The sequence below is a fragment of the Pseudomonas sp. BF-RE-21 genome, assembly GCF_019947305.1.
In the GTDB taxonomy this organism is placed as follows: Bacteria; Pseudomonadota; Gammaproteobacteria; order Pseudomonadales; family Pseudomonadaceae; genus Aquipseudomonas; species Aquipseudomonas migulae.
The window spans coordinates 29,954-55,258 of sequence record NZ_JAGYGF010000007.1 but is presented as its reverse complement, the minus strand read 5'-3'; the positions used below and the strand labels follow the sequence as shown (position 1 = coordinate 55,258).

Here is a 25,305-nt window from a genome sequence, read left to right as displayed (position 1 = left end):
AAGCCCCAGCGTGGCCTGTCCGGTTATCTCAGGAAGCCCCTCATTCCTTTTGAGTAGACGTAAAACCGGCATTACCTGTTATTGGTTTGGATCCACTCTAGCATAGCCGTTGATGGCCATTGAACACCATTGAAATTTTTCTTGGAAAGGCTCTAGAACGGGTGTTCCAGAGAAGAATATAGAGCCAGAGCTGTTTGCTCGGTCAGATTGTGACAATCCCGGACGACTGCATTTCCAGCCCATAACACTCTATCGGCAGACCTGGCGGGCACTGCACCCGAAAATCGATGTTTGGTGGTAAGCTCGCGCACCATGAATATCTACAGCTCTCGCCCCGTTGTCCTCTGTCTCTCCGGCCACGACCCAAGTGGTGGCGCCGGCTTGCAGGCAGATATCGAAGCCCTGCTTGCCCAGGGATGTCATGCGGCTCCGGCCGTCACCGCCCTGACCGTGCAAGACACGGTCAACGTCACGGATTTCCGCGTCCTCGACCGTGAGTGGGTGCTGGCTCAGGCCAACGCCGTGCTCAACGACTCCGAAGTCGCCGCCGTCAAGCTGGGCATGCTCGGTTCCCTGGAAATGGTCGACACCGTCGTCGAACTGCTTCAGGCGCACCCGCATTTGCCGATGGTCTGCGACCCGGTGCTGCGCGCCGGCGGCGGCGGACGACTGGGCAAGGACGAAGTCGGCTACGCCATGCGCGAACGCTTGCTGCCCCTGGCTATCATCGCCACCCCTAACCTTCCCGAAGCCCGCATCCTCGCTGAACTGCCAGAAGGCACCGCCGACGAGTGCGCTGAAAAACTCCTGCCGTTCGTCAAACACCTGCTGATCACCGGCGGCCACGGTGATGAACACGAAATACACAATCGCCTGTACAGCCGCGACGGTCTGCGCGAAACCTATACCTGCCAGCGCTTGCCCGGCAGTTACCACGGTTCGGGTTGCACATTGGCGAGCGCCCTCGCCGGTCGTCTGGCCCAGGGTGAAAACCTCATCAGTGCCGTGCAGAGCGCGCTTAACTACACGTGGCGCACCCTGCGCGATGCCGAGCAGTTGGGCAAAGGCCAGTTCGTGCCGCGCCGCCTGCCACTGGATTTCTGTTCGTAACGCCATGAGGCTTGCCCGATGAAACTACGTGGCCTGTACGCCATTACCGACAGCCAGTTACTGGCCGGTAAATTTCTTTCGTACGTGGAGGCGGCGCTGGAAGGCGGCGTCACCCTGCTGCAATACCGCGACAAGAGCAGCGACGAGGCCCGCCGTCTGCGTGAAGCTGAAGCCCTGCGCGATCTGTGCGAACGCTACAAGACCCATCTGATCATCAATGACGATGCCGAACTGGCCGCACGCCTGAACGTCGGCGTGCACCTGGGCCAGACCGACGGCCCGCTGACCCCGGCCCGTGCGTTGCTCGGTCGCCAGGCGATCATCGGTTCGACCTGTCACGCGCAACTCGAACTCGCCGAACAAGCGGCCAAAGAAGGCGCCAGTTATGTCGCCTTCGGCCGTTTCTTCAATTCCAGTACCAAACCCGGCGCACCGACTTGCAGCCTCGAACTGCTCGACCAGGCCCGCAGCACATTGCACCTGCCGATCTGCGCGATCGGCGGCATCACCCTGGAAAACGCCGCCCCGCTGGTGGCCCACGGGGTCGATCTGCTGGCGGTGGTCCACGGCCTGTTTGGCGCCGAGAGCACGGCTGAAGTGACCCGCCGCGCCCGCGCATTTAACGAATTACTAAAAATCTGATTTGAGAGCCCCATCATGTCTCGTTCCGAAACGCTGTTTGCCAATGCCCAGAAACACATTCCCGGTGGCGTGAATTCGCCTGTTCGCGCGTTCAAGAGCGTTGGCGGCACCCCCCTGTTTTTCAAACACGCTGAAGGCGCCTACGTCACCGACGAAGACGACAAGCGTTATGTGGATTACGTTGGTTCCTGGGGGCCGATGATCCTCGGCCACAGCCACCCGGACGTGCTGGACGCGGTGCGCAAGCAGCTGGAACACGGCTTGTCCTATGGCGCCCCGACCGAGATGGAAACCGAGATGGCCGACCTGGTCTGCTCGATCGTCCCATCGATGGAAATGGTGCGCATGGTCAGCTCCGGCACCGAAGCGACCATGAGCGCGATTCGCCTGGCCCGTGGTTTCACCGGTCGCGACAGCATCATCAAGTTCGAAGGCTGCTACCACGGTCACTCCGACAGCCTGCTGGTTAAAGCAGGTTCCGGCGCCCTGACCCAAGGTGTGCCGAGCTCGGCCGGTGTACCGGCGGCCTTCGCCAAACACACCCTGACCCTGCCGTTCAACGACATCGACGCCGTGGAAACCATGCTCGCTGAAGTGGGCCAGGACGTGGCCTGCATCATCGTCGAGCCGGTGGCCGGCAACATGAACTGCGTACCGCCGGCACCGGGCTTCCTCGAAGGCCTGCGAACCCTGTGCGACAAGCACGGCGTGGTGCTGATTTTCGACGAAGTGATGACCGGTTTCCGCGTTGCCCTCGGCGGTGCTCAAGCGCATTACGGCGTTACGCCAGACCTGACCACGTTCGGCAAGATCATCGGTGGCGGCATGCCGGTTGGCTGCTTCGGCGGCAAACGCGCAATCATGTCGCACATCGCGCCACTGGGCCCGGTGTACCAGGCTGGCACCTTGTCGGGTAACCCGCTGGCAATGGCGGCCGGTCTGACGACCTTGCGCCTGATCAGCCGCCCAGGCTTCCACGCCGAACTGAGCGACTACACCAGCCGCCTGCTCGATGGCCTGCAACAGCGCGCCGACGCCGCCGGCATTCCGTTCGTGACCACCCAGGCCGGTGGCATGTTCGGCTTGTACTTCAGCGGCGCCGACGACATCGTCACCTTCGATGACGTGATGGCCAGCGACGCGAAGCTGTTCGGCCGTTTCTTCCACCTGATGCTCGAAGGTGGCGTGTACCTGGCGCCAAGTGCATTCGAAGCCGGCTTCACCTCGATCGCCCATGGCGAAGCCGAGTTGAAACTGACCCTGGATGCCGCCGAGCGCGCCTTCGCTGCATTGAAATAACGTTGTACCGCTGACGTTGGCGATTGCCAGCGTCAGCTTTCACCTACATTCCCGCCTCTTTTCCTACTCACCTGCCAATAATCCCCCGTAAAGTGGGCGATATATTCCCCGTGCAGCAGAAAAACGAGTAAAGACTTTGTAAGGTTGGCCCTGCTTATTTCATAATGCGCGCTTATTGGATCCCCTCGTTGGGTCCGCGCGCCCTTCAGAGGTAAGTCGATTCCCATGAACCGCACCGGCCGCGCCCTTGCAATGGGCTGCCTGTTGCTCCTTCAGCCCCTGCTCGCGCTCGCACAAGCAGGCGGCAACTCGTTGTTAATCCCAGCGATGGGTCGCTGCACCCTCAATACCCAGCCGCAAGACCTGGCACAGGCGCTCGCCGCCTGTCAGAAAGCGTCGGATGAAGGGGATGCGCAAGCGCAATACGAGTTGGGTGAGTTCTACTACGACGGCAAAAACACCCCGCGCGATCTGAAAAAAGCCCTGGACTACTTCGAAAAGGCCTCGCTGCAAGGCCATGCCCAGGCGCAATTCAAACTCGGCACCATGTTCTTCCACGGCGAAGGTGTACCGGCCAATAACGTTCAGGCATACATCGTGCTGAAAATGGCGGCGGTCAATGGTGCGGAAGAAGCGCTGGATACGGCGGATGAAGTCGCCGAGAAGATGCCGCGTGAAGAGCTTGAAGTGGCGACTCAGGTGCTTGGGCAGATCTTCCGCAAGTACCTGATGGAATTGCAAAGCGCCGATGGGCGTACGCCGTTTTCGCCTCTTCCCTGATTTCTGCCTCGATCTTTCTGGCCCCTTCGCGGGCAAGCCTCGCTCCTACAGGTCTTATGCGCACACATAACCTGTAGGAGCGAGGCTTGCCCGCGAAGGGCGCGACCCGGTCTTGAGCCTTACTTCTCAGGCATCGGCATCGGAAACGGCATCACATTGCCGACCGCGCCACGGGCTTCGCTGATTTTCGGGGTGCCCAGACGCTCGACTTCGTCGATGCGCACGATCGAATGCATCGGCACAAAACTGCGCACCACGCCCTCGAACTGAGCCTTGAGCTTCTCTTCGCTCGGGTCGACGACCACTTGCGTGCGCTCGCCAAAGACGAACTCTTCCACTTCCAGGAAGCCCCACAGATCACTTTGATAGATCTGCTTGGCGTACATTTCGTACACCTGGCCCTGATTGAGGAAAATCACCTTGTAGATTGGAGCTTCACGTTTGGTCATGGTGGGCGAGCAACACATCGGGGGATAAAAATGAGGGCGCGAACTATAGCATAGCCACCGGACGCGCAACGGTAGGAACCTTGGGACATGTTCCCTATAATGCGCGGTTCTTTGAATCACGTGATGACTGTATCCATGGCCAAGAAGCTTTACATCGAAACCCACGGTTGCCAGATGAACGAGTACGACAGCTCGCGCATGGTTGATCTGCTGGGTGAACATCAGGCCCTGGAAGTCACCGCTCGCGCTGAAGACGCCGACGTGATCCTGCTCAACACCTGCTCGATCCGTGAACGCGCCCAGGACCGGGTGTATTCCCAGCTCGGCCGCTGGCGCGAACTGAAACTGGCGAACCCGGAGATGGTGATCGCCGTCGGCGGTTGCGTCGCCAGCCAGGAAGGCGCCGCCATCCGCGATCGCGCACCGTACGTCGACGTGGTGTTCGGCCCACAAACCCTGCACCGTCTGCCGGAAATGATCGACGCCGCCCGCGCTACCAAGCTGCCGCAAGTCGACGTCTCGTTCCCGGAAATCGAAAAATTCGACCATCTGCCCGAGCCGCGCATCGATGGCCCGAGCGCTTATGTGTCGGTGATGGAAGGTTGCAGCAAGTACTGCACATTCTGCGTGGTGCCCTACACCCGCGGCGAAGAAGTCAGCCGCCCGTTCGATGACGTGATTGCCGAGATCATCCACCTCGCAGAAAACGGCGTGCGTGAAGTGACGTTGCTGGGCCAGAACGTCAACGGTTATCGCGGGACCACTCACGATGGTCGCCTGGCGGACCTCGCCGAGCTGATCCGCGTGGTCGCCGCTGTCGATGGCATCGACCGCATCCGCTACACCACTTCCCACCCGCTGGAGTTCTCCGACAGCCTGATCCAGGCCCACGCCGAGGTACCGGAACTGGTGAAACACCTGCACTTGCCGGTGCAATCGGGTTCGGACCGCATTCTGTCGGCGATGAAGCGCAACCACACGGCGCTGGAATACAAATCCAAACTGCGCAAACTGCGCGCCGCCGTTCCGGGGATCTGCATCAGCTCGGACTTCATCGTCGGCTTCCCGGGCGAGACCGAAAAAGACTTCGAACAGACCATGAAGCTGATCGAAGACGTCGGTTTCGACTTCTCCTATTCGTTCGTCTATAGCCAGCGCCCAGGCACGCCGGCGGCCGATCTGGCCGACGAAACGCCGGAAGAACTGAAAAAAGAACGCCTGAACGCCTTGCAACATCGCCTGAACCAGCAAGGTTTCGAGATCAGCCGACAAATGGTCGGTTCGGTCCAGCGGATCCTGGTGACCGATTACTCGAAAAAAGACCCCGGCGAGCTGCAGGGCCGGACCGAGAATAACCGGATCGTCAACTTCCGCTGCGACAATCCAACCCTGATAGGTCAGTTTGCCGACGTGCATATCGATGCGGCACAACCGCACTCGCTGCGCGGCTCTCTAATTCAATGACACCACAAAACCTGTAGGAGCGAGGCTTGCCCGCGAAGGCTGCGCCGCGATCTGTCATACGGACCGCGTTATCGTTCTTCGCGGGCAAGTCGGATCGCCGCACCGCTCGCTCCTACAGGGGACGGTGTTTGGCACTGGATTATTTAAGAGCTTTCGCACCCAGGCCACTGGCGTTATCCTTGATTTCATCTTAATTGCCCCAGGGCGGCTAAATACGACCTTGAACGCACCCATAGAACCACATCGTTTTATCCTCGAGCCCTTTGAGGCTCGCCGCTTTGCCAATCTGTGCGGGATGTTCGACGAGCACCTGCGCTTGATCGAGCAACGCCTGACCATCGAAATCCGCAACCGCGGAAATCAGTTCGAGCTGATCGGCGACCCCAAACACACCACCTCCGCGGAAAATCTCCTGCGCCGCCTGTACCGGGAAACCAAGGGTACCGAGCTGTCGCCGGACATGGTTCACCTGTTCCTGCAGGAATCGGCCGTCGAAGAGCTGGACAACGTTTCGCCGTCCGAACCCTCCGTGGCCCTGCGCACCAAAAAAGGCATGATTCGCCCTCGCGGCTTGAATCAGCTGCGCTACGTGAAGGAAATCCTCGGCAACGACATCAACTTCGGCATCGGTCCGGCCGGTACCGGCAAGACCTACCTGGCCGTTGCCTGCGCGGTAGATGCATTGGAACGCGAGCAGATCCGCCGCATCCTGCTGGTGCGCCCGGCGGTTGAAGCGGGCGAAAAACTCGGCTTCCTGCCCGGCGACCTGTCGCAAAAGATCGACCCGTACCTGCGACCGCTCTACGACGCACTCTACGAAATGCTCGGCTTCGAATACGTCGCCAAGCTGATCGAGCGCCAGGTAATCGAAGTCGCGCCGCTGGCCTACATGCGCGGTCGCACGCTGAACAACAGCTTCATCATCCTCGACGAAAGCCAGAACACCACCGTCGAGCAGATGAAGATGTTCCTGACCCGGATCGGCTTCGGTTCCACAGCGGTCATCACCGGTGACATCACCCAGGTCGACCTGCCGAAAGGCACCAAGTCCGGGCTGCACCACGTGATCGAAGTGCTGAAAGACGTACCGGGCATCAGCTTCACCCATTTCATGCCCAAGGACGTCGTGCGCCATCCACTGGTGCAGCGGATCGTCGAAGCCTACGAGCGCTTCGAGAATCGCGGGGCAGACGAAACACCAAAGGACAGCCGCCGCGATGCTTGAGCTTGATCTGCAACTGGCCACCGAAGCATCTGCGCCAAGTGAAGCCGAGTTCCGCCAATGGTGTGAACTGGCCCTGCGCCAGCGCACCGCCGACTCCGAAATGACCATTCGCCTGGTCGACGAAGCGGAGGGGCGCGAGCTGAATCACACCTGGCGGCAAAAGGACTACGCCACCAACGTGCTGTCGTTTCCTGCCGATGTGCCTGACGAGTTTCTCGACATCCCGCTGCTGGGCGATCTGGTGATCTGCGTGGCGGTGGTCGAGCGCGAAGCCGCCGAACAAGGCAAGGAACCCAAGGCCCACTGGGCACATCTGGTCATTCACGGCTGCTTGCATCTGCTGGGTTACGACCATATAGATGACGACGAAGCCGAAGAAATGGAAGCACTGGAACGAACGTTGCTTGCTGAGTTGGGCTACCCCGACCCGTACGCGGACGACGAAACAGAAACATCCCCTATCGTTACAACAAAGGATTCAGAGTAATCGCTATGAGCGAAGATCGATCGAGCAACGGGCAGAAGTCATGGCTGGGTAAGCTCACCCAGGCTTTTGCCCACGAGCCGAAGAACCGTCAGGAGCTGCTGGAGCTCCTGCGCGATGCACATCAAAACAAGTTGCTGGACAGCGAAGCGCTGGCCATCGTCGAAGGCGCCATCCAGGTTGCAGACCTGCAAGTACGGGACATCATGGTCCCGCGTTCGCAGATGATCAGCATCAAGGCGACCCAGACACCCCGCGAGTTTTTGCCCGCCGTGGTCGACTCGGCCCACTCCCGCTACCCGGTCATCGGCGAAAGCCACGATGACGTGATGGGCGTGTTGCTGGCCAAGGACTTGCTGCCGTTGATCCTCAGGGAGAACGGCGACAGCTTCAACATCAAGGACCTGCTGCGCCCGGCCACCTTCGTGCCCGAGTCCAAGCGCCTGAACGTGCTGCTGCGCGAATTCCGCGCCAACCACAACCACATGGCCATCGTCATCGACGAATACGGCGGCGTGGCGGGTCTGGTGACCATCGAAGACGTGCTGGAACAGATCGTCGGCGACATCGAAGACGAGCATGACGTCGAGGAAGACAGCTACATCAAGCCGCTGCCCAGCGGTGATTTCCTGGTCAAGGCCCTGACGCCGATCGAGAACTTCAACGAATTCTTCGACAGCGAGTTCTCCGACGACGAATTCGACACCGTTGGCGGCCTGGTGATGAGCGCGTTCGGGCACTTGCCAAAACGCAATGAAATCACTGAAATCGGCCCTTACCGCTTCCGTATCCTCAATGCGGACAGCCGTCGAATCCACCTCTTGCGCCTGACTCCAATTGCCCGTTAAGGACTGACATGCTCCGCGTAACCCGCCCCGGCTGGCCCGGTAACCTGCTGGCCGTGGCGGCCGGTGCACTCACCACCCTGGCCCTGGCGCCGTTCGATATCTGGCCGCTGGCACTGCTGGCGGTCGGGTTCTTTTATGCCGGTTTGCGCGAACTGAACCCACGTCAGGCCCTGGGCCGTGGCTGGTGCTTCGGTTTTGGTCTGTTTGGCGCGGGCACCAGCTGGATCTACTACAGCATTCACAACTTCGGTGGCGCTTCCGTGCTGCTGGCCGGGTTCCTGATGCTGCTCTTCACCGCAGCGATTGCCTGGTTTTTCGCCCTGCCCGCCTGGATCTGGGCGCGCTGGCTGCGACGCAACGAGGCGCCGCTGGCCGATGCCCTGGCATTTGCGGCGTTGTGGGTCGGCCAGGAAGCGTTTCGTGGCTGGTTCCTGACCGGTTTCCCGTGGCTCTACTCCGGTTACAGCCAGCTCGACGGCCCGTTGGCCGGGCTCGCACCCGTGGGCGGGATGTGGCTGATTTCCTTTACCCTGGCCCTGACCGCCGCACTGATCTACAACGCCTTGCGCCTGGTGAAAGCGGGTCGCAAAGGCTTCATCGCCGCCGGCGTATTGCTGTTGCTCGGCCCTTGGGTCGCCGGCATCGCACTCAAAGGCCATGCCTGGACCACCCCGGCCGGCGAGCCGCTGAGCGTCGCGGCGATTCAAGGCAATATCGAACAAAGCATGAAGTGGGACCCGGCGCAGCTCAATGCGCAACTGGCGCTGTACCGCGACATGAGCTTCAGCTCCAAGCCGGTCGACCTGCTGATCTGGCCGGAAACCGCCGTCCCGGTGCTCAAGGAGTCCGCCCAGGGCTACCTGAACATGATGGGAAACTTCGCCGCAGAACGTAAGAGCGCGCTGATTACCGGCGTACCGATCCGTGAAGAGGTTCACCACCAGAAGCGCTTCTACAACGGCATTACCGTAGTGGGTGAAGGCGATGGCACGTACCTCAAGCAGAAACTGGTGCCGTTCGGTGAGTACGTACCGTTGCAGGAAGTGCTGCGCGGGCTGATCGCGTTCTTCGATTTGCCGATGTCGGACTTTGCCCGCGGCCCCGCCGACCAGGCGATGCTGCAAGCCAAGGGTTATCAGATTGCGCCGTTCATCTGCTACGAGGTGGTTTATCCGGAATTCGCCGCCAGCCTTGCCGCTCGCAGCGATCTGTTGCTGACCATCAGCAACGACACCTGGTTTGGCACCTCCATCGGCCCGCTGCAACACTTGCAGATGGCGCAGATGCGCGCACTTGAGGCCGGTCGCTGGATGATCCGCGCCACCAACAACGGCGTCACCGGCCTGATCAACCCGTTTGGGCAGATCACTGTCCAGATCCCACAGTTCGAACGCGGCATTCTGTATGGCGAAGTAGTGCCAATGCACAACCTGACGCCGTATCTTGAATGGCGTTCGTGGCCGCTGATCATCGCGTGCGTGTTGTTGTTCGGCTGGGCGCTGGTCGCGAACCGGATGGCCAAAACCGTCTGAATCTCTGTAGGAGCGAGCTTGCTCGCGATGGACGTGAACGATGACGCGTGTTTGCCGCAAACAAGCGCCGCTTTCAGACTCATCGCGAGCAAGCTCGCTCCTATAGGGAATGTGCAAGTTTTGGGCTATCGGTAAAACAGCGGATACCCCACCTGCCCCGCCGCCTCATTCAACAACATCCCGCTTTGCCAGATCGACTTGAATTCCGGGACCCAGCCAGCCAGCGGCCGGGCATTATCCACCCCGAGAAACCCCATCGGTGCCGCCACCACCTCAAAACCTGCCTTCTGAAAACTCCAGACCGCTCGCGGCATGTGCCAGGCCTGGGTGACAACGACCACGCGCTTGACCCCTTCCGGCAACAACACTTCAGCACTGAATTGAGCGTTCTCCCACGTGGTGCGGCTGCGCTCTTCCTGCCAGCGCACGGTCACGCCGAAATCATCGCGCAACGAATCGGCCATCAACCTGGCTTCGCTCGGCGGCGTCCCGTAATGCAATCCGCCGCTGGTCAGGATCGGCAAGCCCGACGCCTTCGCCAGCCGCGCCGCATAACGTTCGCGCTCCAGCGCGACACCGGTCGGCTGGTCGGCGCCCCAGGCCAGGTCGCCACGTTCGCGCCCCGCACCGAGCACGATGATCGCGTCGGCGCGCTGAGCCAGGGTTGCCCACTCCTCGCGAGCCAGCGGCGGCTCGCGCTCCAGGGCTTTGGCGCCCCATTGCACAGCCACCGGCAGGCTCATCAGCCAGAAGCCGCCCGCCCCCAGCGCAAAGCACACACCGGCAAGGCGCGGTCTTGAGCGGCGAAACCACCAGGCAAGCACCAACAACAGCAACAAAATGCCGGGCGGCATGAGAAGGTGTTTAACGAAGTAACGAAAAGGCATCGAGCATCTCCTGAAGATGCTCGAAGCCTAAGTGGGTTGACGCAATGCGACAACAAATGCGAAAGGACTATGCTTTAAAAAACCACACGCCATGGGTTCAAGTGCCCTTACTTGAATTGCAGAGACCGGACCTTTACCGCGTCTTTGCCGGGTGCCTTGTCCTTGAGCCAGATGATCTTGGCCGAACGTGGTGCGTCGAGTTGCTTCACTGCTTCTGACAAGCATCCGTGTGTTTCACGTTCACTGCGATCCAGATACGCCTTGACCAGTTCAAACTCTGCGGGGCTCAGGCCACGCAGCTCCAGCTCCAGGGGACGTTCATCGCGCAACCGGCCAGCGGTTTTTGCCGCGTCCAAGGCCAATCCCAGACGATCGATCAGTCTTTCGTACAACTCCGGTTTTGTAACTTTTTGCTGTGACTCAACCATCCCTCACCTCATTGAAGATAAGACTCACTCCCCATTTAGAGCTTAGCTTCCATGAACAAACCGGCTGAACGCCGCGACCAACGGCCCTCGCAGCCATTTCTGCGAGACGCGCGGCAGTAATCAGGGTTTCCCTCGGTAGAGTGCGGTCATGTATGCTACGGCGCTTCCTGTAACTCCACTTCCAGCTCGTCTGGGCACCGAAACGCCGATTTGGCGTGATCACCGTCCAGCGTCGCATTGAAGAGGATTAGGCCACCCCTATTCAGTTCAAAAGTAGCCATGCACGAACAATATCAGCCCCGTGAAATCGAAGCCGCCGCCCAGTCGTTCTGGGACGAGCAAAAGTCCTTTGAAGTCAGTGAACAGCCAGGCAAGGAGACGTTCTATTGCCTGTCGATGTTCCCTTACCCCAGCGGCAAGCTACACATGGGGCATGTGCGCAACTACACCATCGGCGACGTGATCTCCCGCTACCAGCGCATGCAAGGCAAGAACGTCCTGCAACCCATGGGTTGGGACGCCTTCGGCATGCCGGCGGAAAACGCCGCGATGAAGAACAACGTAGCGCCCGCCAAGTGGACCTACGAAAACATCGCCTACATGAAATCCCAGCTGCGCAGCCTGGGCCTGGCGGTGGACTGGTCGCGTGAAGTGACCACCTGCAAGCCCGATTACTACCGCTGGGAACAATGGCTGTTCACTCGCCTGTTCGAAAAAGGCGTGATCTACAAAAAGAGCGGCACCGTGAACTGGGACCCGGTCGACCAGACCGTCCTGGCCAACGAGCAAGTGATCGACGGTCGCGGCTGGCGTTCCGGCGCGCTGATCGAAAAACGCGAAATCCCGATGTACTACTTCAAGATCACCGCGTACGCGGATGAACTGCTGGAGAGTCTCGACGATCTGCCGGGCTGGCCTGAACAGGTCAAGACCATGCAGCGCAACTGGATCGGCAAGTCCCGCGGCATGGAAGTACAGTTCCCGTACAACGTCGATTCCATCGGCGAAGCCGGCGCGCTGAAAGTCTTCACCACCCGTCCGGACACCCTGATGGGCGCGACCTACGTCGCCGTGGCCGCCGAACACCACCTGGCCACCCTGGCCGCACAGAACAATCCCGAGCTGCAAGCGTTCATCGCTGAATGCAAGGGCGGCAGCGTCGCTGAAGCCGACGTCGCCACCCAAGAGAAAAAAGGCCTGCCGACCGGCCTGTTCGTCGAGCACCCGCTGACCGGCGAGAAACTGCCAGTGTGGGTCGCCAACTATGTGCTGATGCACTACGGCGACGGCGCCGTCATGGCGGTTCCAGCGCACGACGAGCGTGATTTCGAGTTCGCCCACAAGTACAACCTGCCGGTCAAATCGGTGGTGCGCACCAGTTCAGGCGACACCAATCCGGCGCCGTGGCAAGACGCCTACGGCGAACACGGCACGCTGATCAACTCCGGCGAATTTGACGGCCTCGACTTCGCAGGCGCTTTCGACGCCATCGAAGTCGCGCTGATCAAGAAAAACCTCGGCGCCTCGCGCACCCAGTTCCGCCTGCGCGACTGGGGCATCAGCCGTCAGCGTTACTGGGGCTGCCCGATCCCGATCATCCACTGCGGCACCTGCGGTGACGTGCCGGTCCCGGAAGACCAGCTACCTGTCGTACTGCCGGAAGACGTGGTGCCGGACGGCGCCGGTTCGCCATTGGCCCGCATGCCCGAGTTCTACGAGTGCACTTGCCCGAAATGCGGCGCACCGGCCAAGCGTGAAACCGACACCATGGACACCTTCGTCGAGTCCTCGTGGTACTACGCCCGTTACGCCTCGCCGCACTATGAAGGCGGCCTGGTGGAGAAATCCGCAGCCGACCATTGGCTGCCGGTGGATCAGTACATCGGCGGTATCGAACACGCGATTCTTCACCTGCTCTACGCGCGCTTCTTCCACAAGCTGATGCGCGACGAAGGCCTGGTGAGCTCCAACGAGCCGTTCAAGAACCTGCTGACCCAGGGCATGGTGATCGCCGAGACTTACTATCGTCGCGAAGCCAATGGTGCTTACACCTGGTTCAACCCGGCGGACGTCGAACTCGAACGCGACAGCAAGGCCAAGGTCATCAGCGCCAAGTTGATCGCCGACGGCCTGCCGGTGGAAATCGGCGGCACCGAGAAGATGGCCAAGTCGAAGAACAATGGCGTTGACCCTCAGTCGATGATTGACCAGTTCGGCGCAGACACCTGCCGCCTGTTCATGATGTTCGCCTCGCCGCCTGACATGAGCGCGGAATGGTCCGACTCCGGTGTAGAAGGTTCGCACCGCTTCCTCAAGCGCGTCTGGCGTCTGGCTCAGGCCCACGTGACTCAGGGTCTGCCGGGCAAACTGGACATCGCCAGCCTGAACGACGAGCAGAAAGTCATTCGCCGTTCGATCCACCAGGCCATCAAACAGGCCAGCCACGACGTTGGCCAGAACCACAAATTCAACACCGCCATCGCCCAGGTGATGACGCTGATGAACGTGTTGGAAAAAGCCCCGCAAGCGACCGAACAGGATCGCGCGCTGGTTCACGAAGGTCTGGAAACCGTGACGCTGTTGCTGGCTCCGATCACCCCGCACATCAGCCATGAGCTGTGGCATCGCCTGGGTCACGCCGATCCGGTGATCGACGCCGGTTGGCCAGTGCTGGACGACAGCGCACTGGTGCAGGACAGCCTGACACTGGTTATCCAGGTCAACGGCAAGCTGCGCGGCCAGATCGAAATGCCGGCCAGCGCGACTCGTGAAGAGATCGAAGCCGCTGCCCGCATCAACGAAAACGTGCTGCGTTTTGTCGACGGCCTGACTATTCGTAAAGTGATCGTAGTGCCCGGGAAACTGGTCAATATCGTCGCCAGCTAATTGGATCAGGCGCCAGGTGAGCCTGGCGCCGAGTAAAACCTTTCGGGCCGCATGATCGGCCCACATGGTTTCAAGGGGAGCAACAAGATGATCAAACGCAATTTGCTGGTGATGGGCCTCGCGGTCCTGTTGAGCGCCTGCGGTTTCCAGCTGCGCGGCACCGGCACCTATGAAATGGCGATCAAGGAAATCGACCTGAGCGCGCGCAATTCCTACGGTGAAACCGTGACGCTCATGCGTCAGGTGATGGAAAACAGCGGCATCAATGTCCACAGCGGCGCACCTTACAAACTGGTGCTGGCCGACGAAAAAGAAACCCAGCGCATTCTCAGCTACGCAGGCGCCGGCCGTACTGGCGAGTATGAACTGAATACCGTGCTCGACTACGTCATCCTGGGTCGGAACGACCTGCTGCTGGTGAGCGACAAGATTGAAACGCAGCGAGTCTTCATTCACGACGGCAACAACCTGGTGGGTTCCGACCAGGAAGCCGCCGATGCCCGCAGGGACACGCGTCGTGAAATGGTTCAACGCATGATGATCCGCATGCAACAGCTCACGCCATCTCAGCTGGATCAGTTGCAAGAGACTGCCGAAGCCAGGGCCAAGGCTGAAGCCGCGGCACTTGAAGCAGCGCAAAAGGCTGAAGCGGAAACGCCGCGTCAGTCGCCTGTCGAAATCCCGCAGCAATAAGACTTACGGGGCGCTCAGGCGCCCCGTTTGCCCTCGCCTATGAAACTCGCCCCCGCCCAACTCGCCAAACACCTGCAAGGTACGCTCGCGCCGGTCTACATCATCAGTGGCGACGATCCGCTGCTGTGTCAGGAAGCCGCCGACGCCATTCGCGCAGCCGCCCGTCAACAGGGCTTCGATGAACGCCAGGTGTTCGCCGCCGAAGCCAGTTTCGACTGGGGAACGCTGCTGCAAGCCGGCGCAAGCATGTCGTTGTTCGCTGAAAAACGCCTGCTGGAACTGCGTCTGCCATCCGGCAAACCCGGTGACAAAGGCGCAGCCGCATTCATCGAGTACTGCTCGCGACCGGCCGAAGACACCGTGTTGCTGATCAGCCTGCCGAAGCTCGACGGCAGCGCGCAGAAAACCAAGTGGGGCAAGGCGCTGGTCGAAGGTCAGCACACTCAATTCGTGCAAATCTGGCCGGTGGACGCCAGCCAGTTGCCGGGCTGGATCCGGCAGCGCTTGTCCCAGGCAGGCCTGTCCGCCAGCCAGGACGCCGTGGAACTGATCGCCGCGCGAGTCGAGGGCAACTTGCTGGCGGCCGCGCAAGAGATCGAAAAGCTCAAGCTGATGGCTGAAGGCGGGCAGATTACCGTCGAAACCGTGCAAGCCGCGGTGGCCGACAGCGCGCGCTTCGATGTCTTTGGCCTGACCGACGCGATTCTCAACGGCGAAGCCGCCCACGCCCTGCGCATGCTCGAAGGGCTGCGCGGTGAAGGCGTCGAACCGCCGGTGATTCTCTGGGCGCTGGCCCGGGAACTGCGCTTGCTGGCCAACCTCTCGCTGCAATACAGCCAGGGCGTGCCGCTGGACAAAGCCTTCAGCTCTGCCCGACCGCCGGTCTGGGACAAACGCAAACCGTTGATGAGCAAAGCCTTGCAACGTTACTCGGCGCAACGCTGGGCACAGTTGTTGTTGGAAGCACAGCGCATCGACGCACAGATCAAAGGTCAGGCGGCGGGTTCGCCGTGGATGAGTTTGAGTCGGTTGTCGTTGTTGATGGCCGGACAGCGGCTGACATTGCCTGCCGAGTAAGGCGTTCGACCGCATCACGGCCATTCGCGGGCAAGCCTCGCTCCTACAAGGTTTAGCATCGGATCTGTAGGAGCGAGGCTTGCCCGCGAAGACGTCCGAAAGGTCCTACGCAATGTGGGGTCTAGACAGAACCCCAACTTCGGCAGATTATTTCCCCCGCAAAACCCCACTCAATCGAGAGATCCGATCATGAGCAAAAAGCCATCTAAACATGGCCCCAACAAGGCCAAATCCATCATCGCCCAGCCACTGTTCCGCAGCCGTCAGGAACGAGCCGGCAAGGGCAAAGGCAGCTACCGCCGCGAAGCCTTCCAGTCTGACAACTGGGAGGCTTCTTACTTTCTGGCGGCCTGAAAGGCAAGCCATCGCTCAACATGTTAAGGTCTGCACCTGATCCGTATTCCCTGGACCCGTGCATGCCCCTTTGTATTTCCCGTCGTTGGCATTTGCGCCAATTGATTGCTGCCTCCAGCCTCGTTCTGCTTGTCGCCTGCGCGGAAAAACCGACCGCCGCCGACGCCCAACCGCTTCAGACCCTTCCCGTCGCGACAGCCCCTGCGGTGATCCCGCCCGTGGTGCCGACCGGTGAAAATCTCGACATCCAGCCGACCCAGACCTTTGCCGAATGGCAGGCGGGTTTCCGCAAGGATGCGCTGGCCGCCGGCATCCGCGCCGACCTGTTCGACCGCGCCTTCGCCAATGTCAGCCTGGACACCAGCGTGATCCGTGCCGACCGCAGCCAACCGGAGTTTTCCCGCCCGGTGTGGGAATACCTCGATGGCGCCCTGTCGCCGCTGCGCGTGCGCAAAGGTCAGGCACTGGTCAGCCAGTACGCCGACATCCTGCAAAGCATCGAACAACGCTACGGCGTCGATCGTCAGGCACTGGTCGCGGTGTGGGGCATGGAAAGTAACTTCGGCCAGTTTCAGGGCAGCAAGTCGGTGATCAACTCCCTGGCGACGCTGGCCTACGAAGGCCGGCGCCCTGGTTTCGCCCACGCGCAATTGATCGCGGCCCTGCAGATCCTGCAACAGGGCGACATCGCGCCAGAGAAAATGCTCGGCTCCTGGGCCGGCGCCATGGGCCAGACCCAGTTCATCCCGACCACCTACAACACCCACGCCGTGGACTTTGATGGCGACGGCCGTCGCGACATCTGGGGCAGCTCTGCCGACGCCCTGGCGTCGACCGCGCACTACCTGCAAAGCTCTGGCTGGCAGAAAGGCCAGCCATGGGGCTTTGAAGTGCAGCTGCCGGGCAGCTTCAACTACGTGCTGGCCGATGGCTCGATTCGCAAGAGCGTCGCCGAATGGCAGCAATTAGGCGTCACGCTGCCTAACGGCGGCCAGGTTCCGGCCGGTTCGGAACACCTGTCGGCGGCCCTGCTGTTGCCGGCGGGCTATCGTGGCCCGGCATTCCTGGTGCTCGACAACTTCCGTGCGATCCTCAAGTACAACAACTCGTCGTCCTATGCGCTGGCCGTCAGTTTGTTGTCCGAGCGCTTCAACGGCGCGGGGTTCATCAATGGCACCTGGCCCAAGGATGATTTGCCGCTGAGCCGTACCGAACGGATCGAGCTGCAAAACTTGTTGAGCGCGCAGAAATACGAAGCGGGCACCGCCGACGGCATCATCGGCGCCAACACCCGCAAAGCGATCCGCAGCGCCCAGCAGTCGTTTGGCTGGCCGGCGGACGGGTATCCGACGCATAAGCTGCTCGAAGGCTTGCGTAACCGCTAAAAGCTTCGCGGGCAAGCCTCGCTCCTACAATGGATATGTAACACCTGTAGGAGCGAGCGGTGCGGCGATCCGACTTGCCCGCGAAGACTGACTATCAGGCGCTGTAGAACTATCGCTTGATAACCACATCCTGCTCCAACACCAATTCCTTATTGCCCGCATCCAGCCGGACCAATGCCCCCATCGGCAACGTCAGGTTCGGATCGCAATGCCCGCTGCGCCACCCCGACAACACCGGAATCCGCAACGGCTCGAACGTCTGCTTGAGCAACCGCTCCAGCGCAATCGAATCGACCCCGGCCACATCCCCCACCAGAACCCCGCGCAACTTGCCCAGCGTGCCGGCCAGACGCAGATGAGTCAGCAGCCGGTCGATGCGATACAACGGCTCGTTGATGTCCTCGAGAAGCAGGATGACGCCCTCGGCCTCGATTTCATAAGGCGTGCCCATGGTCGCGGCAATCATCGACAGATTACCGCCCAGCAAGCGCCCGTGAGCGATACCTGGCTCGATTGTGGTCAACGGGTAAGCCACCGGGTGCGTCAACACACTGCCGGCCTTCACCTGCCCCCTGAGCATGTTGAAAAACGAGGACTCGGTAGGTTTTTGCTTGTCCCCCAACAAATCAGCGTTGAGCAGCGGGCCATGAAAAGTCACGAACCCGGCATAACGGCTGATTGCCATGTGCAGCGCGGTGATGTCGCTGTAGCCGATGAACGGCTTGGCGTTGTTCTGCAATAGTTCGAAATCAATGCGATCGAGCAAACGCGGCGTGCCGTAACCACCGCGCAGGCAAATGATCGCATCGACCTCGCTGTCCGCGAACGCGGCGTGCAGGTCATTGAGCCGCACATCGTCGCTGCCGGCCAGGTAGCCGTCCTGCTCATACACACCGGGGAAAATCCGCAACGCGTAACCGCGCGCGCGCATCCAGCTGATGGCCTTATCGGTGTCCAGTGCAGCGGGGCCTGCGGGCGCAATGACGCCGATCAGCCCTTGCGAGGGCAAGGCCGGAACGGGTTTATGGGGAAAAAGAGTGTGGGTCGGTCGAACGGTCATCCATGAATCTCCCTGCGCGAAAGCTTCTGCACACAGTAGTCAGGAACGGGAATAAACAGAAGAGGGACAGTCGCCCCACAGCGTGCAGGAAAAGACTGTAGTTGCCGTAGGCACGGCAAAAAAATGCCCGCAAGGCTGAAAAGCCTTGCGGGCGTTTTGTTACAACGACGAGATCAGTTCAGCTTTAACCAGCTTCGCCTGCTCGTCGGCGTGGTACGAGGAACGTACCAACGGACCGGAAGCGACGTTCTTGAAGCCCATCTTGTAACCTTCCTCGGCGAACCAGGCGAAGGTGTCCGGGTGCACGAAACGTTGCACCGGCAAGTGGCTGCGGGACGGTTGCAGGTACTGGCCGAGGGTCAGCATGTCGATGTCGTGCTCGCGCATGCGCTTCATGACTTCGATGACTTCTTCGTCGGTCTCGCCCAGACCCAGCATCAGGCCGGACTTGGTCGGAATGTGCGGCATCATCTGCTTGAAGCGTTGCAGCAAGGTCAGCGACCACTGGTAGTCCGAACCCGGACGCGCAGCCTTGTACAGGCGCGGCACGGTTTCCAGGTTGTGGTTGAACACATCCGGTGGCTCGGCGGCGGTGATTTCCAGCGCCACGTCCATGCGCCCACGGTAATCCGGGACCAGGGTTTCGAGCTGCACGTTCGGCGACAGCTTGCGGATTTCGCGGATGCAGTCGGCAAAGTGCTGGGCACCGCCGTCACGCAGGTCGTCGCGGTCAACCGAAGTGATCACTACGTATTTCAGTTTCAGGTCGGCGATGGCAATGGCCAGGCTTTCCGGCTCATTCACGTCCAGTGGTTTCGGACGGCCGTGGCCGACGTCGCAGAACGGGCAGCGACGGGTGCAGATGTCGCCCATGATCATGAAGGTCGCGGTGCCGCCGGAGAAGCACTCGCCCAGGTTCGGGCAGGACGCTTCTTCGCACACACTGTGCAGCTTGTGCTTGCGCAGCAACGCCTTGATGCGGTCGACTTCCGGGGAAACCGGGATGCGCACGCGGATCCAGTCAGGTTTCTTCGGCAGTTCGGTGGTAGGAATGATCTTTACCGGGATGCGTGCAACCTTCTCGGCGCCGCGCAGCTTGACGCCGGCTTCAACCTTGGCACGCGGGGCCGGACGCTCGGTGACATCCAGCGTCGGGATCATGGTTTGCACTGCATCAGTAGTCATATCAGTCGATTCCGCCCGTTAGGGTCGTCTGCTCAGCATAGTCGAGGTGTTTGACGAGCTGCGCGCGCAGCCGGGCACTTACCTCGGCAAATTCAATCGATCCTGCGTGATCGCTCAGCTGGGTCATCGCCAGCCCGGCGTAGCCGCAGGGATTAATCCGTCGAAACGGTTCCAGGTTCATGTCCACGTTCAGGGCCAGGCCATGAAAGGAACAACCGTGGCGGATCCGCAGACCCAGGGAAGCGATTTTCGCCCCATCGACGTAGACACCCGGTGCATCCGGCTTGGCCGCAGCCGTCACGCCGTAGCTGGCCAGCAGCTCGATCAGGCAGAGTTCCATGCGGGTGACCAGGTCACGCACGCCAAAACCCAGCTTGCGCACATCGAGCAACAGATAGGCGACCAACTGGCCGGGACCGTGATAAGTCACCTGACCACCGCGATCGACCTGCACCACCGGAATATCCCCCGGCAGCAACAAGTGCTCGGCCTTGCCGGCCTGGCCCTGGGTGAACACCGGTGGGTGCTCAACCAGCCAGATTTCGTCCGCGGCATCGCTGCCGCGTTCGTTGGTGAAGCGTTGCATGGCATGCCAGACCGGCTCGTACGCCATCTGGCCGAGCTCGCGAAAGCCCAGCGTGCCAGACATCACAGCACCATGTGCACGAAGCCGGTAGCCCGCAGTTCGCTGTTGATGTTGTACAGCTGGTCCTGGTCGGTGGCGACGATGTGCAATTGAATCGTGGTGTATTTGCCGTTGGTGCTTTGGCGTTCATCCACACGGTCATGGTTGATCGTCGCGTGTTTCTTGACGATCTCGATGATCCTGTCTTTGTTGCCAACACCGGTATCGCTGATCACCTTAACCGGGTAATCAACGTTGGGGAATTCGATCTTGGGCGCCTTTACTTCAGTATCGGTCATGGCGTAACGGCCTCGTAAGCGTAAGCCGTGGCGACGGGCATGACCCCGCGCCGGATGAGCGCGGGACCATGCAGGTGCACACTAATTCAGTTGAACAAGCCGTAGAAGAATAGACGGATGCTATCCCACATGCGACGGAAGATACCACCCTCTTCGACGCCATCCAGAGCGATCAGGTCAGCGCTGTGCACCACCTTGTCGTCCAGTTTGACTTCGACTTTACCGATCACGTCGCCCTTGGCGATTGGCGCAACCAGTTGCGGGTTCATGGTCATGCTGGCAGCGAGCTTTTTCAGCTGGCCTTTTGGCAGGGTCATGGTCAGGTCTTCAGCCAGGCCGGCCTTGACTTGATTGGTGGAGCCTTTCCAGACAGGGGCCTGAGCCAGCTCGGCGCCTTTCTGATAGAAGGTCTGGGTTTCGAAGAAACGGAAACCGTAGGTCAGCAGCTTCTGGGTTTCCGACGCACGTGCCACTTCGCTGTTGGTGCCGAACACCACGGCGATCAGGCGCATGCCATCACGTACGGCCGAAGACACCATGCAGTAGCCGGCTTCATCGGTGTGGCCGGTTTTCAGACCGTCGACAGTCTTGTCGCGCCACAGCAGCAGGTTACGGTTAGGTTGCTTGATGCCGTTCCAGAAGAACTCTTTCTGCGAGTAGATCGCATAGTGAGCCGGGTCTTCGTGGATGATCGCGCGAGCCAGCACGGCCATGTCGTGAGCCGACGAGTAGTGCTCAGGGTTCGGCAGACCGGTCGGGTTCATGAAGTGGCTGTTGGTCATGCCCAGGTCGGCCACGGTTTTGTTCATCATGTCGGCGAAAGCGTCTTCGCTGCCGGCGATGTGCTCGGAGAGCGCAACACTGGCGTCGTTACCCGACTGAATGATGATGCCGTGCAGCAGGTCGCTGACGGTCACTTGCGAACCGACTTTGATGAACATCCGCGAACCGCCGGTGCGCCAGGCGTTTTCGCTGACGGTCACCGGGTCGTTTTCGCCGATCTGGCCGCGACGGATTTCCAGGGTCGCGATGTACGCGGTCATCAGCTTGGTCAGGCTGGCTGGTGGCAGACGCTGGTCACCGTTGTTCTCGACCAGCACGTTGCCGCTGCTGGCATCCATGAGCACATAGGCTTTGGCGGCCAGTTGTGGCGGCGACGGCATCATCTCGACCGCGAAAGCGGCAGGCGAGAGGAGCAGCGGGACTAGAAGGCACAGGCGTTTGGCAAAGGTGGTGATGTTCATCCGTCTCTCGAAATCGCTAATGGAAACTGCCCGAAGGCAAAACTAATCAGACAGCTTTCTAACGAGCTGTCGCGTGTTCAGTCGTTCACTCAGAACCCTTGCCGGGCTTTTGTTCTTCAACGAGCCAACAACCAGGTTCACCCCTCAAAACCGCAAGTGAACCGTCAATCAAGTACTACGTATTACTCGGCGGTGACCACGCTCGGCGAACCGAGATTGGCCAGGCGCACGCTGTTCTGCACTTGCTGGATTTCACCCGGCGAGCCGATCGGCCCCAAGCGCACCCGATGCAGTGTCTGTTGATTGCGCACGATCGAGCTGATGAACACCGGAGCGCTCACCATCCCGCTGAGCTTCGATCTCAGGAGTTCTGCAGCGTCCGGGTTGGCGAACGCGCCCACCTGCAGATACTGGCCAGAGGCTGGTACAGAAGCGTTTTTTTTTGCATCGATCTGCACGGGCACAACGGCCGCGGCATGTTGCTGCGGCGGCGGCGTCCATTGCTCGACCGTGCCGGCCGATGCGGTAATCGTCGGCGCGGCATTTTGCGCTACTTGCGGCTCGTTGAGCATCAAAGGCGCCGGACGGCCTTTGGCCGCCCACCATTGCTGCGGGTCGATGCCTTCGACCTTGACCCGTGCGGTGCCGGTTTCGGCGTAGCCGAGTTTCTTCGCGGCAGCGTAGGACAAGTCGATGATGCGATCCGAGTAAAATGGCCCGCGATCGTTGACCCGCAAAATCACTGACTTGTTGTTGTCGAGGTTGGTCACCCGAACGTAACTCGGCAGTGGCAAGGTCTTGTGAGCGGCGCTCATGCCATACAGGTCGTAAACCTCGCCATTGGCGGTGTTCTGGCCGTGGAACTTGGTGCCGTACCAGGACGCCGTGCCCGAGGCGACGTAGGTCTTGGATTCTTGCAGCGGGAAGTAAGTCTTACCCAGCACGGTGTACGGGTTGGCCTTGTAAGGACCGGTGTGCAGGGTCGGCGTGGCATCCGGGATGCGCGATACGTCGACGTCCCACCACGGTGCGCCATCTTTGTGGGCGCGGTTGATGTCCAGCCCCGGCGCCGAGCGCACGGCGGTGGATGATTTCTGTGACGGTGCGCGGCTGGTCGAACAACTGGCGACCAGCACTGCCAACGCGGCGAATGCCATCAGCTTCAGGGGTTTATTCATAGGCAATGCCCGCATTACTTGACGCCCCGTGCTTGGACCAGCTGTTCAGACAGTTGATGTACTGCCATGGCGTACATCACGCTGCGGTTATAACGCGTGATTGCGTAAAAATTCGTCAGGCCCACCCAGTATTCAGGGCCATTGTCACCTTCCAGGCGGAATGCCGTGACCGGCATATCATCGCGCAGCGCATCATGACTTGACCACCCTAGAGCCCGCAACTCCCCGACGGTTTTAGTCGGTTCGATGCCGGTGGTCAAACCTTCGTCGACCTGATCGCCACGCACATCGGCGCGGCTGACCACCGGTTCGCCGGCCACCCAGCCGTGACGCTTGAAGTAACTGGCGACGCTGCCGATGGCATCGTCCGGATTGGTCCAGATATTAATGTGGCCGTCACCGTCGAAGTCCACCGCATAGGCGCGGAAGCTGCTCGGCATGAACTGCGGCAAGCCCATCGCCCCGGCGTAGGAACCTTTGAGGGTCAATGGATCGACCTGCTCTTCCCGGGCCAGCAACAGGAATTCACGCAATTCCTTGCGGAAGAATTCGGCACGGGGAGGATAGTCGAAACCCAGGGTCGACAAGGCGTCGATTACCCGGTAATTGCCGGTATTTCGACCAAAAAAGGTCTCAACGCCGATGATCGAGACAATCACCTGGGCCGGTACGCCATATTCCTGCTCGGCACGGGCGAGTACCGCCTCGTGCTGCCGCCAGAAATCCACGCCGCGTGCGATGCGCGCGTCGGTGATGAACATCGGGCGATATTCTTTCCACTGCTTGACCCGTTCGGCGGGCTTGGAGATCGCGTCCAGAATCGACTGCTTACGCTCGGCTTCGCGGAACACGCCCATCAGCTGTTCACCGGCAAAACCGTAGTCGCGGGTCATTTCACCGACGAAGCCGGCCACCTGGGGTGAGCCTTCGTAATCGCCGGCCAACGCGTCCTGCGCTGTGCCAAGGATGCTTACCAGGCCGACCCATGGCGCGTATCGAGTCGCCCAGCCACGCATTACTTGCATTGAAATCTTCACCTTATTCAAACCTGTGCGATCCACTTGCGATGGGTATGGATCGACATCAAAACCCCAAACGCTGACAGCAGCGTTACCAGCGAAGTTCCTCCGTAGCTAATGAACGGCAACGGCACCCCTACAACCGGCAACAGGCCACTGACCATACCGATGTTGACGAAAACGTAAACAAAAAACGTCATGGTCAGGGCGCCCGCGAGCAGTTTGCCGAACAATGTCTGGGCCTGGGCGGTAATCACCAGCCCGCGACCGATCAACAGCAGGTAAATCAGCAGCAGTGCGCAGATGCCCACCAGGCCGAACTCTTCACCCATCACCGCAATAATGAAGTCGGTGTGGCTTTCCGGCAGGAAATCGAGGTGCGATTGCGTGCCCAGCAGCCAACCCTTGCCGAACACGCCGCCGGAACCGATGGCGGCTTTCGACTGAATGATGTTCCAGCCGGTGCCCAGCGGATCGCTTTCCGGGTCGAGGAACGTCAGGATTCGTTGCTTCTGGTAGTCGTGCATGATGAAAAACCACATCCCCACGGCCACCGGCACGGCGGCGGCCAGCACGCTGATGATCCAGCGCCAGCGCAGCCCGCCCATGAACAAAACGAATGCCCCACCCGCCAGGATCAACAGCGAAGTGCCGAGGTCGGGCTGACGCACGATCAGAATGAACGGCAAACCGATCAGGAACAGACTGACGCCCACATGCTTGAGCTGCGGCGGCAAGGTGCGCTTGGACAAGTACCAGGCGATGGTCGCCGGCATCAGGATCTTCATGAACTCCGAAGGCTGGAAGCGGATCACCCCCGGAATGTTGATCCAGCGCGTGGCGCCCATGGCGTTGTGGCCCATGACGTCCACCACCACCAGCAACAGCACGCCGACGACATAAGCGACCGGCACCCAACGGGCCATGAAGCGCGGCTCGAATTGGGCGATTACGATCATCGACACCAGGCCGATGCCGAAGGAAGTGGCTTGCTTGGCCAGCAGGTCCCAGCTCTTGCCGCTGGCGGAATACAGCACGAAAAGGCTGCCGGCGGCGAGGGTCAGCAGCAGGATCAGCAGCGGTCCGTCAATGTGCATGCGTTGCAACAGCGTCGCACGGCGACGCATCACATCCTCGCTGGAGAGGATGCGA

At 60.5% G+C, this 25,305-nt stretch carries 25 protein-coding genes; 14 read left to right on the top strand and 11 right to left on the bottom strand.

Annotation, left to right across the window (positions count from 1 at the left end; all coding sequences use genetic code 11):
• Nucleotides 1-312: 312 nt before the first annotated feature.
• The 4 genes from KGB25_RS07625 (at nucleotide 313) to KGB25_RS07610 (ending at nucleotide 3,831) form a co-directional block, all read left to right on the top strand.
• Nucleotides 313-1,110 carry a hydroxymethylpyrimidine/phosphomethylpyrimidine kinase gene (locus KGB25_RS07625; protein WP_008044566.1) on the top strand — a complete coding sequence of 266 codons (798 nt, stop codon included), beginning with the start codon at nucleotides 313-315 and terminating at the stop codon, nucleotides 1,108-1,110.
• 18 nt (nucleotides 1,111-1,128) lie between these two features.
• Nucleotides 1,129-1,752, top strand: a complete 624-nt coding sequence (gene thiE / locus KGB25_RS07620; RefSeq protein ID WP_008044565.1) for a thiamine phosphate synthase — start codon at nucleotides 1,129-1,131, stop codon at nucleotides 1,750-1,752.
• Nucleotides 1,753-1,767: 15 nt separating this feature from the next.
• A complete protein-coding gene (gene hemL / locus KGB25_RS07615) occupies nucleotides 1,768-3,051 on the top strand; it encodes a glutamate-1-semialdehyde 2,1-aminomutase (protein WP_008035126.1) in 1,284 nt (427 codons plus the stop codon).
• Nucleotides 3,052-3,276: 225 nt separating this feature from the next.
• A complete protein-coding gene (locus KGB25_RS07610; RefSeq protein ID WP_008035122.1) occupies nucleotides 3,277-3,831 on the top strand; it encodes a tetratricopeptide repeat protein in 555 nt (184 codons plus the stop codon).
• Between the two features lie 119 nt (nucleotides 3,832-3,950).
• On the opposite strand, the gene KGB25_RS07605 is transcribed toward KGB25_RS07610, so the two are convergent.
• Nucleotides 3,951-4,280, bottom strand: a complete 330-nt coding sequence (locus KGB25_RS07605) for a DUF1820 family protein (RefSeq protein WP_007894425.1) — start codon at nucleotides 4,278-4,280, stop codon at nucleotides 3,951-3,953.
• A 135-nt stretch (nucleotides 4,281-4,415) separates the two neighbouring features.
• Here KGB25_RS07605 and miaB point away from each other — a divergent pair, with 135 nt between their 5' ends.
• The 5 genes from miaB to lnt all read left to right on the top strand — a co-directional run bounded on the left by miaB (nucleotide 4,416) and on the right by lnt (nucleotide 9,833).
• Entirely contained in the window at nucleotides 4,416-5,744 is a 1,329-nt protein-coding gene (miaB, locus tag KGB25_RS07600; RefSeq protein ID WP_032832882.1) for a tRNA (N6-isopentenyl adenosine(37)-C2)-methylthiotransferase MiaB, read from the top strand.
• 220 nt (nucleotides 5,745-5,964) lie between these two features.
• Nucleotides 5,965-6,969, top strand: coding sequence for a PhoH family protein (locus KGB25_RS07595; RefSeq protein ID WP_032829221.1), 1,005 nt, complete (start codon nucleotides 5,965-5,967; stop codon nucleotides 6,967-6,969).
• On the top strand, nucleotides 6,962-7,456 hold the full coding sequence (ybeY, locus tag KGB25_RS07590; protein ID WP_008035119.1) for an rRNA maturation RNase YbeY: 495 nt from the start codon (nucleotides 6,962-6,964) through the stop codon (nucleotides 7,454-7,456). Before KGB25_RS07595 ends, ybeY begins: the two co-directional genes overlap by 8 nt.
• A gap of 5 nt (nucleotides 7,457-7,461) precedes the next feature.
• The gene (locus KGB25_RS07585; protein WP_008035118.1) at nucleotides 7,462-8,301 is read left to right on the top strand and encodes an HlyC/CorC family transporter; all 840 of its coding nucleotides are present in this window, start codon (nucleotides 7,462-7,464) and stop codon (nucleotides 8,299-8,301) included.
• 8 nt (nucleotides 8,302-8,309) lie between these two features.
• On the top strand, nucleotides 8,310-9,833 hold the full coding sequence (gene lnt, locus KGB25_RS07580) for an apolipoprotein N-acyltransferase (protein ID WP_223434721.1): 1,524 nt from the start codon (nucleotides 8,310-8,312) through the stop codon (nucleotides 9,831-9,833).
• 125 nt (nucleotides 9,834-9,958) lie between these two features.
• Here lnt and KGB25_RS07575 read toward each other — a convergent pair whose 3' ends face one another.
• Complete coding sequence (locus KGB25_RS07575) at nucleotides 9,959-10,720, bottom strand: YdcF family protein (RefSeq protein WP_223434720.1); 762 nt, start codon at nucleotides 10,718-10,720, stop codon at nucleotides 9,959-9,961.
• A 107-nt stretch (nucleotides 10,721-10,827) separates the two neighbouring features.
• Nucleotides 10,828-11,148: a hypothetical protein gene (locus KGB25_RS07570; protein ID WP_008044553.1), complete on the bottom strand. Its 321-nt coding sequence runs from the start codon at nucleotides 11,146-11,148 to the stop codon at nucleotides 10,828-10,830.
• 279 nt (nucleotides 11,149-11,427) lie between these two features.
• Between KGB25_RS07570 and leuS the strand changes: the two genes are divergently transcribed.
• From leuS to KGB25_RS07545, 5 genes are all read left to right on the top strand, one after another.
• Entirely contained in the window at nucleotides 11,428-14,034 is a 2,607-nt protein-coding gene (leuS, locus tag KGB25_RS07565; protein ID WP_008044551.1) for a leucine--tRNA ligase, read from the top strand.
• A gap of 87 nt (nucleotides 14,035-14,121) precedes the next feature.
• Nucleotides 14,122-14,727, top strand: a complete 606-nt coding sequence (gene lptE, locus KGB25_RS07560; protein ID WP_008044550.1) for an LPS assembly lipoprotein LptE — start codon at nucleotides 14,122-14,124, stop codon at nucleotides 14,725-14,727.
• Nucleotides 14,728-14,766: 39 nt separating this feature from the next.
• On the top strand, nucleotides 14,767-15,804 hold the full coding sequence (holA, locus tag KGB25_RS07555; RefSeq protein WP_008035107.1) for a DNA polymerase III subunit delta: 1,038 nt from the start codon (nucleotides 14,767-14,769) through the stop codon (nucleotides 15,802-15,804).
• A gap of 189 nt (nucleotides 15,805-15,993) precedes the next feature.
• Nucleotides 15,994-16,158, top strand: coding sequence for an alternative ribosome rescue factor ArfA (gene arfA, locus KGB25_RS07550; protein WP_008035105.1), 165 nt, complete (start codon nucleotides 15,994-15,996; stop codon nucleotides 16,156-16,158).
• Between the two features lie 62 nt (nucleotides 16,159-16,220).
• Nucleotides 16,221-17,543 (top strand): lytic murein transglycosylase, encoded by a 1,323-nt coding sequence (locus KGB25_RS07545; protein ID WP_192228051.1) that lies wholly within the window; start codon nucleotides 16,221-16,223, stop codon nucleotides 17,541-17,543.
• Nucleotides 17,544-17,652: 109 nt separating this feature from the next.
• Here the strand turns inward: KGB25_RS07545 and KGB25_RS07540 are convergent, their stop codons facing one another.
• From KGB25_RS07540 to rodA, 8 genes are all read right to left on the bottom strand, one after another.
• The gene (locus KGB25_RS07540) at nucleotides 17,653-18,603 is read right to left on the bottom strand and encodes an LD-carboxypeptidase (protein WP_223434719.1); all 951 of its coding nucleotides are present in this window, start codon (nucleotides 18,601-18,603) and stop codon (nucleotides 17,653-17,655) included.
• 159 nt (nucleotides 18,604-18,762) lie between these two features.
• Nucleotides 18,763-19,788 carry a lipoyl synthase gene (gene lipA, locus KGB25_RS07535; protein ID WP_008035102.1) on the bottom strand — a complete coding sequence of 342 codons (1,026 nt, stop codon included), beginning with the start codon at nucleotides 19,786-19,788 and terminating at the stop codon, nucleotides 18,763-18,765.
• A 1-nt stretch (nucleotide 19,789) separates the two neighbouring features.
• Nucleotides 19,790-20,437, bottom strand: coding sequence for a lipoyl(octanoyl) transferase LipB (gene lipB / locus KGB25_RS07530; RefSeq protein ID WP_008044547.1), 648 nt, complete (start codon nucleotides 20,435-20,437; stop codon nucleotides 19,790-19,792).
• Nucleotides 20,437-20,712 (bottom strand): DUF493 domain-containing protein, encoded by a 276-nt coding sequence (locus KGB25_RS07525; RefSeq protein WP_008022933.1) that lies wholly within the window; start codon nucleotides 20,710-20,712, stop codon nucleotides 20,437-20,439. The genes lipB and KGB25_RS07525 overlap by 1 nt, the downstream gene beginning before the upstream one ends.
• Nucleotides 20,713-20,798: 86 nt before the next feature.
• Nucleotides 20,799-21,956 (bottom strand): D-alanyl-D-alanine carboxypeptidase family protein, encoded by a 1,158-nt coding sequence (locus KGB25_RS07520; RefSeq protein ID WP_008035100.1) that lies wholly within the window; start codon nucleotides 21,954-21,956, stop codon nucleotides 20,799-20,801.
• Nucleotides 21,957-22,138: 182 nt separating this feature from the next.
• Entirely contained in the window at nucleotides 22,139-23,149 is a 1,011-nt protein-coding gene (locus KGB25_RS07515; protein ID WP_008044546.1) for a septal ring lytic transglycosylase RlpA family protein, read from the bottom strand.
• Nucleotides 23,149-24,159 carry a lytic murein transglycosylase B gene (gene mltB / locus KGB25_RS07510; RefSeq protein ID WP_223434718.1) on the bottom strand — a complete coding sequence of 337 codons (1,011 nt, stop codon included), beginning with the start codon at nucleotides 24,157-24,159 and terminating at the stop codon, nucleotides 23,149-23,151. Before mltB ends, KGB25_RS07515 begins: the two co-directional genes overlap by 1 nt.
• A gap of 17 nt (nucleotides 24,160-24,176) precedes the next feature.
• On the bottom strand, nucleotides 24,177-25,280 hold the full coding sequence (gene rodA / locus KGB25_RS07505; protein ID WP_050550375.1) for a rod shape-determining protein RodA: 1,104 nt from the start codon (nucleotides 25,278-25,280) through the stop codon (nucleotides 24,177-24,179).
• Nucleotides 25,281-25,305 lie beyond the last annotated feature (25 nt).

What these genes read in the sequence shown, in the direction of transcription:
- KGB25_RS07625 (WP_008044566.1), top strand. Translation starts at nt 313, where the DNA reads ATGAATATCTACAGCTCTCGCCCCGTTGTCCTCTGTCTCTCCGGCCAC.
- thiE (WP_008044565.1), top strand. Translation starts at nt 1,129, where the DNA reads ATGAAACTACGTGGCCTGTACGCCATTACCGACAGCCAGTTACTGGCC.
- hemL (WP_008035126.1), top strand. Translation starts at nt 1,768, where the DNA reads ATGTCTCGTTCCGAAACGCTGTTTGCCAATGCCCAGAAACACATTCCC.
- KGB25_RS07610 (WP_008035122.1), top strand. Translation starts at nt 3,277, where the DNA reads ATGAACCGCACCGGCCGCGCCCTTGCAATGGGCTGCCTGTTGCTCCTT.
- KGB25_RS07605 (WP_007894425.1), bottom strand. Translation starts at nt 4,280, where the DNA reads ATGACCAAACGTGAAGCTCCAATCTACAAGGTGATTTTCCTCAATCAG.
- miaB (WP_032832882.1), top strand. Translation starts at nt 4,416, where the DNA reads ATGGCCAAGAAGCTTTACATCGAAACCCACGGTTGCCAGATGAACGAG.
- ybeY (WP_008035119.1), top strand. Translation starts at nt 6,962, where the DNA reads ATGCTTGAGCTTGATCTGCAACTGGCCACCGAAGCATCTGCGCCAAGT.
- KGB25_RS07585 (WP_008035118.1), top strand. Translation starts at nt 7,462, where the DNA reads ATGAGCGAAGATCGATCGAGCAACGGGCAGAAGTCATGGCTGGGTAAG.
- lnt (WP_223434721.1), top strand. Translation starts at nt 8,310, where the DNA reads ATGCTCCGCGTAACCCGCCCCGGCTGGCCCGGTAACCTGCTGGCCGTG.
- KGB25_RS07575 (WP_223434720.1), bottom strand. Translation starts at nt 10,720, where the DNA reads ATGCCTTTTCGTTACTTCGTTAAACACCTTCTCATGCCGCCCGGCATT.
- KGB25_RS07570 (WP_008044553.1), bottom strand. Translation starts at nt 11,148, where the DNA reads ATGGTTGAGTCACAGCAAAAAGTTACAAAACCGGAGTTGTACGAAAGA.
- leuS (WP_008044551.1), top strand. Translation starts at nt 11,428, where the DNA reads ATGCACGAACAATATCAGCCCCGTGAAATCGAAGCCGCCGCCCAGTCG.
- lptE (WP_008044550.1), top strand. Translation starts at nt 14,122, where the DNA reads ATGATCAAACGCAATTTGCTGGTGATGGGCCTCGCGGTCCTGTTGAGC.
- holA (WP_008035107.1), top strand. Translation starts at nt 14,767, where the DNA reads ATGAAACTCGCCCCCGCCCAACTCGCCAAACACCTGCAAGGTACGCTC.
- arfA (WP_008035105.1), top strand. Translation starts at nt 15,994, where the DNA reads ATGAGCAAAAAGCCATCTAAACATGGCCCCAACAAGGCCAAATCCATC.
- KGB25_RS07545 (WP_192228051.1), top strand. Translation starts at nt 16,221, where the DNA reads ATGCCCCTTTGTATTTCCCGTCGTTGGCATTTGCGCCAATTGATTGCT.
- KGB25_RS07540 (WP_223434719.1), bottom strand. Translation starts at nt 18,603, where the DNA reads ATGACCGTTCGACCGACCCACACTCTTTTTCCCCATAAACCCGTTCCG.
- lipA (WP_008035102.1), bottom strand. Translation starts at nt 19,788, where the DNA reads ATGACTACTGATGCAGTGCAAACCATGATCCCGACGCTGGATGTCACC.
- lipB (WP_008044547.1), bottom strand. Translation starts at nt 20,437, where the DNA reads ATGTCTGGCACGCTGGGCTTTCGCGAGCTCGGCCAGATGGCGTACGAG.
- KGB25_RS07525 (WP_008022933.1), bottom strand. Translation starts at nt 20,712, where the DNA reads ATGACCGATACTGAAGTAAAGGCGCCCAAGATCGAATTCCCCAACGTT.
- KGB25_RS07520 (WP_008035100.1), bottom strand. Translation starts at nt 21,956, where the DNA reads ATGAACATCACCACCTTTGCCAAACGCCTGTGCCTTCTAGTCCCGCTG.
- KGB25_RS07515 (WP_008044546.1), bottom strand. Translation starts at nt 23,149, where the DNA reads ATGCGGGCATTGCCTATGAATAAACCCCTGAAGCTGATGGCATTCGCC.
- mltB (WP_223434718.1), bottom strand. Translation starts at nt 24,159, where the DNA reads ATGCAAGTAATGCGTGGCTGGGCGACTCGATACGCGCCATGGGTCGGC.
- rodA (WP_050550375.1), bottom strand. Translation starts at nt 25,280, where the DNA reads ATGCGTCGCCGTGCGACGCTGTTGCAACGCATGCACATTGACGGACCG.